The organism is Maritimibacter fusiformis, from assembly GCF_008086115.1.
Taxonomy (GTDB): domain Bacteria; phylum Pseudomonadota; class Alphaproteobacteria; order Rhodobacterales; family Rhodobacteraceae; genus Muriiphilus; species Muriiphilus fusiformis.
This window is the reverse complement of the sequence record NZ_VSIY01000013.1, coordinates 93,964-105,451: the sequence shown is the minus strand read 5'-3', so window position 1 is coordinate 105,451 and position 11,488 is coordinate 93,964. Positions and strand designations below refer to the sequence as shown.

10 protein-coding genes are annotated in these 11,488 nt (G+C 69.2%); 2 read left to right on the top strand and 8 right to left on the bottom strand.

Annotation, left to right across the window (positions count from 1 at the left end; all coding sequences use genetic code 11):
• Nucleotides 1–48: 48 nt before the first annotated feature.
• Complete coding sequence (locus FVF75_RS12740) at nucleotides 49–1,035, bottom strand: hypothetical protein (protein WP_148378548.1); 987 nt, start codon at nucleotides 1,033–1,035, stop codon at nucleotides 49–51.
• 23 nt (nucleotides 1,036–1,058) lie between these two features.
• Nucleotides 1,059–1,490 (bottom strand): META domain-containing protein, encoded by a 432-nt coding sequence (locus FVF75_RS12735; protein ID WP_148378545.1) that lies wholly within the window; start codon nucleotides 1,488–1,490, stop codon nucleotides 1,059–1,061.
• A 115-nt stretch (nucleotides 1,491–1,605) separates the two neighbouring features.
• Between FVF75_RS12735 and mnmH the strand changes: the two genes are divergently transcribed.
• Entirely contained in the window at nucleotides 1,606–2,661 is a 1,056-nt protein-coding gene (gene mnmH, locus FVF75_RS12730) for a tRNA 2-selenouridine(34) synthase MnmH (protein ID WP_187393069.1), read from the top strand.
• 46 nt (nucleotides 2,662–2,707) lie between these two features.
• Here mnmH and FVF75_RS17580 read toward each other — a convergent pair whose 3' ends face one another.
• From FVF75_RS17580 to FVF75_RS12700, 5 genes are all read right to left on the bottom strand, one after another.
• Entirely contained in the window at nucleotides 2,708–3,946 is a 1,239-nt protein-coding gene (locus FVF75_RS17580; protein ID WP_187393068.1) for an SPOR domain-containing protein, read from the bottom strand.
• Between the two features lie 89 nt (nucleotides 3,947–4,035).
• Nucleotides 4,036–4,668 (bottom strand): uracil phosphoribosyltransferase, encoded by a 633-nt coding sequence (gene upp / locus FVF75_RS12715; RefSeq protein ID WP_148378535.1) that lies wholly within the window; start codon nucleotides 4,666–4,668, stop codon nucleotides 4,036–4,038.
• On the bottom strand, nucleotides 4,661–5,644 hold the full coding sequence (locus FVF75_RS12710; protein ID WP_148378532.1) for an adenosine deaminase: 984 nt from the start codon (nucleotides 5,642–5,644) through the stop codon (nucleotides 4,661–4,663). Before FVF75_RS12710 ends, upp begins: the two co-directional genes overlap by 8 nt.
• Nucleotides 5,641–6,852: a phosphopentomutase gene (locus FVF75_RS12705; RefSeq protein ID WP_148378529.1), complete on the bottom strand. Its 1,212-nt coding sequence runs from the start codon at nucleotides 6,850–6,852 to the stop codon at nucleotides 5,641–5,643. The genes FVF75_RS12710 and FVF75_RS12705 overlap by 4 nt, the downstream gene beginning before the upstream one ends.
• A gap of 3 nt (nucleotides 6,853–6,855) precedes the next feature.
• A complete protein-coding gene (locus FVF75_RS12700; RefSeq protein ID WP_148378526.1) occupies nucleotides 6,856–7,245 on the bottom strand; it encodes a cytidine deaminase in 390 nt (129 codons plus the stop codon).
• Between the two features lie 163 nt (nucleotides 7,246–7,408).
• On the opposite strand from FVF75_RS12700, the gene FVF75_RS12695 reads away from it, so the two are divergent.
• Complete coding sequence (locus tag FVF75_RS12695) at nucleotides 7,409–9,694, top strand: NADP-dependent malic enzyme (RefSeq protein ID WP_148378523.1); 2,286 nt, start codon at nucleotides 7,409–7,411, stop codon at nucleotides 9,692–9,694.
• Here the strand turns inward: FVF75_RS12695 and FVF75_RS12690 are convergent.
• Nucleotides 9,691–11,199 (bottom strand): hypothetical protein, encoded by a 1,509-nt coding sequence (locus tag FVF75_RS12690; protein WP_148378521.1) that lies wholly within the window; start codon nucleotides 11,197–11,199, stop codon nucleotides 9,691–9,693. The genes FVF75_RS12695 and FVF75_RS12690 overlap by 4 nt on opposite strands.
• Nucleotides 11,200–11,488 lie beyond the last annotated feature (289 nt).

Genomic DNA, 11,488 nt, shown 5'->3' with positions numbered 1-11,488 from the left:
ACGCCCCAACCCCGACCGCCTGCGACAGCCCGATCGGGCAACCAGCCGCTATGCCCCGGCGGCAAGGCTCAGCCGGTTCAGGGTTTCGGCCAGCGAGGTGATCGCCCCGGGAGACCACATCTCACCGGGCGGGGCGCGCGGCGGGCGCGGCAGCGTGATGTCCCATTCCCGTTTCAGCCACGCCAGGTCGTCGCGGCCAAGCCGGTCTTCCCATGCCGGGGCCAGGCTGACCGGCGCGCCCTCGACCGCATGAAGCCAGTCGCGCGCCCCGCGCGCCGGGTTGCGCACGCCATCCGAGAACGCCGGCGCGACCCGGGCCAGCGCGTCGGCCAGCGCCAGCCCCTCTGCCGACAGGGACTGATTCGACACGATGTCGCGGATAAGACCCTCGGGAACCTGCCCGGGTGCGGCGACGTCCAGGAAATCCGTGGTGATCTGGCCGCCGGCGAGCGTGGCTCGGTCGAGCGCCCTGACCACGACGCCCGGCCGCCCGAATACCGCCACCAGCTTTTCGATCTCGCGGCGCAGCGGATAGGGCCGCGCCTGCGCGCGTTCCCCGGTCAGCGTCGCCACGCCCTGTTTCACCCGCTCCTGCACCGCGCTGCGGGCATGGGCGACGGGGTGGCGGACATAGACCACCACGCGCAGGGATTGCGCGCGCCCGAGAAGATGGTCGCGCAGCCGCGCAAGGTCGCCGTCGGGCATCGCGATCAGGTGTTCCGACGACAGCAACAGCGTCCTGCCCCGCGCCAGATGCAGATGCCGGTTGAGGAATTTCAGCCCCGCCGCGCGCCCCTTGTCCAGCACGGCCGGGTCGGTCACCGCGTTGTTGCGGTTCCAGAACAGGCTGGCCGGATCGGAGTGAAACGCATCGATCACACGGCGTTGTCGCAGCACGGGCGCCTCGGGATAGATCAGGCCGTGACGCGCCAGCGCCCCGGCATTGGCGCGCAATGTTTCCTGCAGCGTGGTCGAGCCGCATTTCCAGAAACCGACGTGCAGGACCACCTGCCTGATCTGCCTTGAGCCGCGCATGGCCCGAGCAAACCCGAAAGTCGTTAATTCCGGGTTTCCAGCGCGCAGGTCTCGACGTTTTCCTCGAACATCCGGGCAAAGAGCAGCACCGGCGCCTCGCCCCCGGGGCGCAACTCCATGCGTTCGGCCAACGGGTCATAGGCCACCGCGACCGTGCCCCGCAGCGCCGACAGCACCGCAGTTTCCTGCGCGCCCAGCGTGCCGGGGCAGGCCATGCGGGTGACCGCCATGGCCTCGGAAAAGGTCAGCTCGCCCGGCGCGGCCTCGATGCCGCCGGAAAAGCGGTTGCAGCCGGTCGAGCCGAACACGCCGTCCGCGCCGAAGCCGATGAACGCCTCGCCCTCGGCCGGGGTCTCGCCGACCGACAGCAGCCGCCAGGTCCGGGCCTCGGGGTCGGCCAGGGCCGCCGAGCCTGCCGTGATCGCCGCAAGGGCGAGGGGAACGATCCAGCGCATTTCAATCTCCTTTCGTCCGAAGGCTAGGCGGCAGGCGGGGCCATTGCAACGGGCCGCGCTGGCGCTCGGCGGCCGGGCGCGCTAGGACAGGCGGCAATCCGCCCCCAGGTAGACCATGCCCCTGACGCTTCGTGCCCTGACCGACCTGACGACCCTGCCGTTCGACGAGGTGATCGACGTGCGCTCGCCCTCGGAATATGCCGAGGATCATATCCCGGGCGCGATCAACCTGCCGGTTCTGAGCGATGACGAGCGCGCCCGCGTCGGCACCATCTACGTGCGCGAGGATCGGTTCCTGGCCCGCAAGATCGGCGCCGCCCTGATCGCCCGGAACGCCGCCGCCCATCTGCAAGGCCCATTGGCCGACCGCGACGGCGGCTGGCGGCCCCTGGTCTATTGCTGGCGCGGCGGGCAGCGGTCGGGGTCGCTGGCGGCGATCTTCGGCCAGATCGGCTGGCGGGTCGACACCGTTGCCGGCGGCTATCGCGCCTTTCGGCGGCTGGTGGTCGAGGCGCTTTACGATCGGCCATTCGCGCCGCCCGTGGTGCTGATCGACGGCGGCACCGGCACCGCCAAGACGCGGCTTCTGGCACATCTTGCGGCAGCCGGGGGGCAGGTGATCGACCTCGAGGGCATGGCCCGGCATCGCGGCTCGGTGTTCGGGCCGACGGGCGCGGGCCAGCCGACGCAAAAGACCTTCGAATCGGGGCTGGCGATGGCGATGACCCGGCTCGACCCGGCCCGCCCGGTCTATCTCGAGGCCGAAAGCTCCAAGATCGGCAACATCGTGGTGCCGCCGTCGCTGTGGCAGGCGATGCTCGCCGCGCCCCGGATCGGGCTGAGCGCGCCGCTGGCCGCGCGCGCCGCGCATCTGGCGGCGGACTATGCCGACCTGACCGCCGATCAGGACCGGCTGGCCGGGGTGCTCGACCGGTTGGTGCGCTATCACGGTCATGCCCAGGTCGATGCCTGGAAGGCGCTGGCCGCCGAGGGCGCGTTCGCCGCGCTGGCCGAAGACCTGGTCCGGGTGCATTACGATCCGCGCTATGCCCGCCAGTCACGCCACGGCGCGACACGGCTGGCCGGGTTCGACCTGCCGGATCTGTCCGACGACACCCTGACTGCCGTCGCGCGCGAGATCGTCGCGGGTGAGCGGGGGCGCGGGGGATAGCCCCGAAGGCTGGGGCCGCTTCCCCGCCGGGTGCGCGCGCGTCGCCTCAGCCGCGTGCGAAGGCGTCCGAAAAGCCGTTGCGGCGGGCCGTTGCCAGCGCGCTTTGCAGGGCACCGGCGTCGTTGAACGGCCCGGCCAGAACCACCGACATTCCCGAGGCGGTCTTGCCGATCCGTCCGGGCAGGCCGATCCCGGCCAGCCGGTTGGCCGCAGCCGTCGCGTTGGCCGGGTTGGCAAAGACGCCGACCTGCACATAGCGCGCGGCGGTGGCCACCGGGGCGGGTGCGGCGACGCCCTTGGTCGAGATCACCGCTCCGGTGCCCTCGGCCCGGCGCATCGGCATGTCGTCGGTCCAGGTCGCGGCCATCTGGGCATCGCCCAGCGCGGTGCGCGGGCCGCGATTGGGGTTCAGCCGGTCATCGTCCCAGGCCGGACGATAGCCCGCAGGCACATAGACCCGGCCCGCGTTCGGCTGAACTGGCAGGCCATAGCCCGAGCCGAAGGCAGGCGCGGCGGGCGCGGCCTGGGCCGGGGCGCGGCTGGGGGCGACCAGCCGAGGTGCGGTGGCGCTGGGCACCGGGTCGGTGACCGGGCCTCCCACGCCGACGCCGTAGCCGGAGCCGAAATTGTTGCCGGGGCCGCCCGGCGGCACGCCGCCGATGCGCACCCGGGCCGAACCGGCGGGCAGCGCCGCCACCGGGGCCGCCGCGGCGGCAGGTGCGCGCGCGGTCACTACCGGAAGCGAGGCGGGCGCGGGCGGGTTCACGATCAGGCGGGTGCGTTCGCCGTTGGGGTGGCTGACAATGGTGGTTGCGGGCTGGGTCTGGCCCGGCGCGCAGGTCACGCGGATTGTCGAGTTCCCGACCCGCACGCGCGCCGTGCTTCCGTCGGCGGGGCAGGTCACGGTCAGGGTGCGCACCGGGGCCGCGGGCGCAGCAGCGGGTGCCATCGCCACCGGCGCGCTGACCGGGGTCACCGGTGCCGCCGCCGGGGCGGCGACCAGCGGCGGTGGCGGGGTCGAGGCCCGGCGCGTGTTCGTCGACGGTGTCAGCCCGCAGACCACCTGTTTGCGGTCACTGGTCAGGCGCGGCACCCAGTTCACCGTGTTGCCGATATTGGCGCGCACATAGGCGCAGCCCCGGCTGTCGACATAGACGTCGCTGGAATAGCCCGATGGCGGACGCTCGCGCGGCTCGGCGGCTTCGGCCAGGGAATAGGCATTGGCAGTCGTGCCCGTCGCGATGACCAGCATCGCCAAAGCACTCGCATTACGGAACAATTTCATGTTGTGCCCCCACACAAGATGTTGGGGCCAGCATGTCGTATCGGCAGGCGAGTGTCTAGGGTTTCAGGACAATCCGCGCCAATTACCGGCTATTTGGTTCCATACATCCGGTCGCCCGCGTCACCGAGGCCCGGTATGATATAGCCCTTTTCGTTCAGCCGTTCGTCGACCGCGGCGGTGATGATCGGCACATCCGGGTGCGCCTGTCCCATTCGCTCGACCCCCTCGGGGGCGGCCAGAAGGCAGAGAAACCTGATGTTCCTGGCGCCCGCCAGTTTCAGAAGGTCAATCGCCGCAACCGAGGAATTGCCGGTGGCCAGCATCGGGTCGACGACGATCACCAGCCGGTCCTCGAGCTCGGTCGGCACCTTGAAGTAGTATTGCACCGGCTGCAGCGTTTCCTCGTCGCGATACAGCCCCACGAACCCGACCCGGGCCGAGGGGATCAGCTCCATCACCCCGTCGAGCAGCCCGTTGCCCGCCCGCAGGATCGAGATCAGCGCCATCTTCTTGCCGGCAAGGATCGGCGCTTCCATCTCCTGCAGCGGCGTTTCGATGGTCGTGCTCGTCATCGGCAGTTCGCGCGTGACCTCGTAGGCCAGCAGCAGCGAAATCTCGCGCAGCAGCCGGCGGAAACTGGCGGTCGAGGTGTCCCTCTGGCGCATCAGCGTCAGCTTGTGCTGCACCAGCGGGTGTTTCACGATCGTGAGGTGGTCATACATCGGACGGCTCCAGTTTCTTGGCGATGCGCGCGCGGGTGTTTTCATCGCAGAAAGCGGCGTTGAGCGCCACCTTGTTGAGGTCGGAAAAATCACCTTCGTCCCAGCCGAAGGCGCGCGCCAGTTCCTCGTATTCGCGGGTCATGGTGGTGTGAAAGAACGGCGGGTCGTCGGTCGAAATGGTGACCTTCACACCGGCCTCGCGCAGCCGGGCGATAGGGTGAGACGCGAAATCCCGGTAGACCCCAAGCGCCACGTTGGAGCCGGGGCAGACCTCCAGCACCACGCCGGTCTCGGCCAGGTGTTCGACCAGCGCCGCATCTTCGATGGCGCGCACGCCGTGGCCGATGCGTGCAACCTTGAGGTGGGTAAGCGTGTCGCGGATTTCCTGCGGCCCGCGCCACTCGCCGGCATGGGAGGTCAGGCTCAGCCCGGCCTCGCGCGCCATGTCGAAGGCATAGGCGAAATCGCGCGGGTGCCCGGCGTTCTCGTCACCGCCCATGCCGAACCCGACCACCCAGTCGCCCGCCGTCTCCTGCGCGCAGCGGGCGGTCTCGATCGCCGCCTCGGGGCCGAAATGGCGGATGCAGGTGACGATGCCGCGCAGCGTGATGCCTTGGGCTTCGGCGGCATTGGCCGCGTCCTGCATCGCGTGCAGATACTCCTTCCACGCGCCCACGTCGCGCCCGCCGCAGAAGTCGGGCGACAGGAAGCTTTCGAGATAGACGACGCCGTGTTCCGCCGCCTCTTCCAGAACCGCCGTGACCAGATCGGCATAGTCCCGCGGGGTCGACAGCGGCGCGGTCGCGGCCTCGTAGACATCGAGAAACTGCAAGAAACCATCGTAGTGATAGCCGCCCCGCTCATCGAAAATGCCGGAAATGTCCATGTTCTTCTGTTTCGCCAACGCACGCACAAAGGCGGGCGGCGCGGCGCCCTCGATGTGGTGGTGCAGCTCGATCTTGGGCAGGGATTTCACAGAAACGACCTCCCCGCGCCGCGCTCGGCAAGGCCCAGGTGGGCCGCGACCGAGGCGCCGATATCGGAAAACCCGACGTGGCCGATGGCTTTCAGACCGACCCCATAGCCGACCACCGGCACCCGTTCGCGGGTGTGGTCGGTGCCGAACCAGCTTGGGTCGTTGCCGTGGTCGGCGGTGAAGATCACCAGGTCGCCGTCGCGCAGCCTTTCGATCAGGCGCGGCACTTGCGCGTCGAACCATTCCAGTGCTGCGGCATAGCCTGGCACATCGCGGCGGTGGCCGAACTGGGCGTCGAACTCGACGAAATTGGCAAACACCAGCGCGCCGTCCCGGGCGGTGTCCGCCAGCCCGATCAGCCCTTCCATCAGGTCCGCATCCGCCCCCTTGACCTCGTCGGTGATGCCGCGATGGGCGAAGATGTCGCCGATCTTGCCAACGGCATGCACCGGGCGGCCTTCGCCGGTGGCCCAGTCGCACAGCGTCGGGCTGGGCGGGTCGAGGGCGAAATCCTTGCGGTTCACGGTGCGCTTGAACCCGTCTTCGGCGGAGCCCACGAAGGGCCGCGCGATCACCCGCCCGACGCGCATTCCGTGCACCATCGGGGCGACCGCCCGGCACATGTCGTAGAGCCGCTCCAGCCCGAACACCTCCTCATGCGCCGCGATCTGCACCACCGAATCGACCGAGGTGTAGACGATGGGCCAGCCGGTGCGCATGTGCTCGCCGCCCAACTCGTCGAGGATCACCGTGCCCGATGCGTGCTTGTTGCCGAGGATGCCTTCGGTCCCGGCGGCCTTGATCAGCGCCTTGGTCAGATCGTCGGGGAAGGCGGGTTCGGTGTCGGGGAAATAGGTCCATTCCCACGGCAGCGGCACTCCGGCGATTTCCCAATGCCCCGACGGCGTATCCTTGCCGCGCGACACTTCGGTCGCGGCACCCCAAAGCCCGGTGGGCGTTGCGCCAAGCCCCGGCCCGTCGTGACCCGAGGCCAGTTTCAGCGCCGCCCCCAGCCCCAGCGCATCGAGGTTGGGCATGTGCAGCGGGCCGTTGCGCCCCACGTCGGCGCGGCCCTCGGCGCAGGCGTCGGCGATGTGGCCAAGGGTGTTGGCGCCGGTGTCGGGGCGGCCATCGTTGAAAAAGCTGTCGGCATCCGGCGCGCCGCCGATGCCGACCGAATCCATCACCACCAGGAACGCGCGGGGCATCGCCTAACCCTCCATCTGGGCCTTGGCGAAGGCCTCCGGCAAGAGCTCCTCGATCTTCATGGTCAGGGTCTTGCCGGTCATGGTGCCCATCGTGACGACGACCCCCTTGGGCGCGAACTCGGCGATCTTCTGGCGGCAGCCGCCGCAGGGCGTGACCGGGGCAGGGGCGTCGCCCACCACCGCGACCTCGGCGATCTCGGTGTCGCCCGAGGCCACCATCGCGGCGATGGCCCCGGCCTCGGCGCAGGTGCCTTCGGGATAGGCGGCGTTCTCGACGTTGACGCCGACATAGACCTTGCCCGAGGCGGCACGGATCGCCGCCCCCACCTTGAAGCCGGAATAGGGCGCATGGGCGTTGTCGCGCACCGCCTTCGCGTCATCCATCAAACTCATCGCCGCCTCCGTTTGACCTGTTGGTCCAAGGTTGCAGGCACGCGGCCCGCGCGCAAGCCGAAAGCACGTGCTATGCTGGCGGTGCTTGCGGCAGCGGCGCAGTTTCGGTTAAGTGCGAAAGCAAGCGATAGTTTAATGCTAAACTACCTCTGAGGAGATCCATTTGACCGACCCCGTATCGAGCCCGAAACGTCACGCGGCGCTGGATTACCACGAGTTTCCCAAGCCCGGCAAACTGGAGATCCGCGCCACCAAGCCGATGGCCAACGGGCGCGACCTGAGCCTCGCCTATTCGCCCGGCGTGGCCGAGGCCTGCCTTGAGATCAAGGCCGATCCCGACGCCGCCAGCCGCTATACCGCGCGCGGCAATCTCGTGGCGGTGGTGACCAACGGCACGGCGGTTCTGGGGCTGGGCAACATCGGCGCGGGGCCGTCCAAGCCGGTGATGGAGGGCAAGGCTGTCCTGTTCAAGAAGTTCGCCAACATCGACTGTTTCGACATCGAGCTGGATGAGGCCGACCCCGAGAAGCTGGCCGATATCATCTGTGCGATGGAGCCGAGCTTTGGCGCCATCAACCTCGAGGACATCAAGGCGCCGGAATGTTTCATCGTCGAACAGATCTGCCGCGCGCGCATGAAGATCCCGGTGTTTCACGATGACCAGCACGGCACCGCCATCGTCGTCGGCGCCGCCGCGACCAACGCGCTGCGCGTCGCGGGCAAGCGGTTCGAGGATATCAAGGTGGTTTCGACCGGCGGCGGCGCGGCGGGGATCGCCTGTCTCAACATGCTACTGAAACTCGGGGTGAAGCGCGAGAACGTCTGGCTCTGTGACATCGCCGGGCTGGTCCACGAGGGCCGCACCGAAGAGATGACGCCGCAAAAGGCGGCGTTCGCGCAGGCGTCCGACTTGCGGTCGCTGGGCGAGGTGATCGAGGGGGCCGATCTGTTCCTGGGCCTGTCCGGGCCCGGTGTGCTGACTCCCGAGATGGTGCAGAAAATGACCCCGCAGCCGATCATCTTCGCGCTGGCCAACCCGACGCCCGAGATCATGCCGGAGGACGTGAAAGCCATCGCGCCGGACGCGATCATCGCCACCGGGCGCTCGGATTATCCCAATCAGGTCAACAACGTGCTGTGTTTTCCGTTCATCTTTCGCGGCGCGCTGGATGTCGGCGCGACCGAGATCAACGACGCCATGCAGATCGCCTGTATCGAGGGCATCGCCGAGCTTGCCCGCGCCACCACCAGCGCCGAGGCCGCCGCCGCCTATCGCGGCGAGAAGCTGACGTTCGGCGCCGACTACCTGATCCCCAAGCCGTTCGATCCGCGCCTGATGGGCGTGGTCGCCAGCGCCGTGGCCAAGGCCGCATCCGAGACAGGCGTAGCCCGGCGCCCGGTCGAGGATCTGCGCCGCTACAAGGAACGGCTGGACGGCTCGGTGTTCCGCTCGGCCCTGATCATGCGGCCGGTGTTCGAGGCCGCCGCCACCGCCGAGCGCAAGATCGTCTTTGCCGAGGGCGAGGACGAGCGCGTGCTGCGCGCCGCCAACGCGATGCTCGAGGAAACCACCGATGCGCCGATCCTGATCGGCCGCCCGGAAGTGGTCGAAAGCCGGCTGGAGCGCGCCGGGCTGCCACTCAAGATCGGGCGCGACCTCGACGTGGTGAACCCCGAGAACGACCCGCGCTACCGCGACTACTGGGAGACCTACCACGACATCATGATGCGCCGGGGCGCCACGCCCGACATCGCCCGCGCCGTGATGCGCACCAACACCACCGCGATTGCCGCCGTGATGGTCCACCGGGGCGAGGCCGACAGCATGATCTGCGGCACGCTGGGGCAATACCTGTGGCATCTGAACTATGTCACCCAGATCCTCGGCACCGGACCGGGCGGGCTGCACCCGGTCGGCGCGATGAGCCTGATGATCCTGCAGGACGGGCCGCTGTTCATCGCCGATACTCACGTCCACCCGCAGCCCACCGCCGAGCAGATCGCCGAAACCGTCCGCGGCGCGGCCCGGCATGTGCGCCGCTTCGGGCAGGTGCCGCGGGTGGCGCTGTGCAGCTATTCGCAGTTCGGCAACCTCGACTGCGACACCGGGCGGCGGATGCGGGCAGCGCTGGATATCCTCGACTCCGAGCCACGCGATTTCGCCTATGAGGGCGAGATGCACGTCGATGCCGCGCTCGATGTCGACCTGCGCAACCGGATCTTCCCCGATTCGCGGTTCGAGGGGCCCGCCAACGTGCTGGTGTTCGCCAACACCGACGCGGCCTCGGGGGTGCGCAACATCCTCAAGATGAAGGCGGACGGGCTCGAGGTCGGCCCGATCCTGATCGGCATGGGCAACCGGGCGCATGTGGTCACCCCCTCGATCACCGCGCGCGGGCTGTTGAACATGTCGGCCATCGCGGGCACGCCGGTGACGCTCTACAGCTAGGGACGTGCCCCCGGCTTGCCGCCCGCCGCGCCAAGGCGCGCCGGGTCGGTCCCGACCGGCGGGTCCAGCCCGAGGCGATCCGCCCCGGTCGCGTCGGCGTCCGGGCTGGTCAGGACCACGCCGCCACCGCCCAGAAGCATCGGGTCAAGGCTTTCGCCGGTCTCGGGATAGATCGGCGGCTCGCGCATGTCCGGCATCGGGGGCGCGGAGGCGCGTGCCGGGCTTCGTTCCGCCAGCACCGCCACGATCATCGCCACCGGCGGCGCCAGCGCGGGCGCGTCCACCCCATCGAACGCCACGCCGCCCGGCGCGGTGTCCGGCCGGGGCGGGGCAAGGTCGGCCTCGGGAAGCGCGATGACCGGCACAGCATCGGACCTTGGCGCCGATATCGTCGGCAGGGGCACGATGCCCGGCGACATCTCGGGCAGCGGCGGCAGCGGGGCAAGGACCGCGCCCGACAGCCCGGCCAGCACCACCTCGGTTCCCGGCCCGGTCGCGGGCCGGTCGGGCCAGGCCTCACCCCCCGGCAATCCCGGCTGGTCGGCGGTTTCCAGCACCTCGGGCGGCTCCAGCGACGGCAGCGGCGCGCCTTCCAGCACCGCGATCGCCGCCTCGCCGGTCAGCTCGTCCAGCAGCACCATGTCACCGCCCGAGATGTCGAAGCGTTGCAGACAGGCCTCATAGCCGAACACCCCGCAGAACGATCCGTGCAGGTCGAGCGTGAGCAACCCGCCGGGCGCGCTGTCATAGCCCCGGATCACGTCGACGAACAGCGGTTGGAACTCGGTCTCGCGGTTGAGGTAGAAGCCCACCGTGCATCCCCCCGAACCACAGTGGAGCGAGGCCATTTCCGAGCAGACCGCAGCGGCGAAATCCACCACCATGTCGGTGCGGCCATCGCCGTCGAGGTCTTCGGCGCGCTCGAACCCCGGCTCGACCTCGACCGTGCCGCCAAGGGCCGCGCAATCGTCCTCGATCTGGGCCAGCACCTGGGCGGCGGGCGCTGTCCGGGGCGGCATCGGCCTGGGCGGTTCCGGACAGGCGTCGATCACCGCGGCAATCGCCCGGCTGGAGCCGCGCAGGGAAATGTCGCGGCGGATGATGCCGCCGTCCGCCCCGATGATCAGCGCCGCACGGTTGCCGCCGCGCAGCCGCGCAATCAACTCGCGGTGCAGGCGCGCGTCGTATTCGGCGCGGTAGCGATAGATATCCTCGTCCGGCGCAGGCGTGATTGCCAGCGTGCCGACCGGCTGGCCATCCACGTCGATCCCGACCAGCAGCGGGTCGAGCGGCGCGCCGGTGTCATAGGCCACCTCGTAGTGGACCGGCCCGCCATCGGCGCAGCCGAGCGTGAAGCAGAACGCATCGCCGATTTCGGCGTCCGGGCAGATCGTGGCGACGGGTCCGGCGCGGCTGTCGTCCTCTGGCAGCAATTCCCAGACCTGCGCGCGCGCGGGCAGTGCGGCGACGAGCAGGGCGAAAAGGAAAAGGCGAAGGGCGATCATGCGGGGGTCCGGTCGGTGCGCCCGGCCAGTCTAGCGAGTTCCCCCCGCCCCGCAACGCATCAGCTTCGGTCGGGGCGAATCGCTCTTGGGAGGTTTGCATCATGCGGAAGAAGACTTTGCAAACTCGTCCACATTCGCAACCCTGCTGCATAGCCACAAGGATTTTTGCAAAACTTTGCAGGCCGATTATCGCCATAACTGCAAAGCGGCGCGCGAAATTGTCCCGCCCGGGGCCAACCCCCTTGCCCGAAGGGCGGTGCGGGCATAACACCGAAACAAGCGGCTTTGG

What these genes read in the sequence shown, in the direction of transcription:
- FVF75_RS12740 (WP_148378548.1), bottom strand. Translation starts at nt 1,035, where the DNA reads ATGCGCGGCTCAAGGCAGATCAGGCAGGTGGTCCTGCACGTCGGTTTC.
- FVF75_RS12735 (WP_148378545.1), bottom strand. Translation starts at nt 1,490, where the DNA reads ATGCGCTGGATCGTTCCCCTCGCCCTTGCGGCGATCACGGCAGGCTCG.
- mnmH (WP_187393069.1), top strand. Translation starts at nt 1,606, where the DNA reads ATGCCCCTGACGCTTCGTGCCCTGACCGACCTGACGACCCTGCCGTTC.
- FVF75_RS17580 (WP_187393068.1), bottom strand. Translation starts at nt 3,946, where the DNA reads ATGAAATTGTTCCGTAATGCGAGTGCTTTGGCGATGCTGGTCATCGCG.
- upp (WP_148378535.1), bottom strand. Translation starts at nt 4,668, where the DNA reads ATGTATGACCACCTCACGATCGTGAAACACCCGCTGGTGCAGCACAAG.
- FVF75_RS12705 (WP_148378529.1), bottom strand. Translation starts at nt 6,852, where the DNA reads ATGCCCCGCGCGTTCCTGGTGGTGATGGATTCGGTCGGCATCGGCGGC.
- FVF75_RS12700 (WP_148378526.1), bottom strand. Translation starts at nt 7,245, where the DNA reads ATGAGTTTGATGGATGACGCGAAGGCGGTGCGCGACAACGCCCATGCG.
- FVF75_RS12690 (WP_148378521.1), bottom strand. Translation starts at nt 11,199, where the DNA reads ATGATCGCCCTTCGCCTTTTCCTTTTCGCCCTGCTCGTCGCCGCACTG.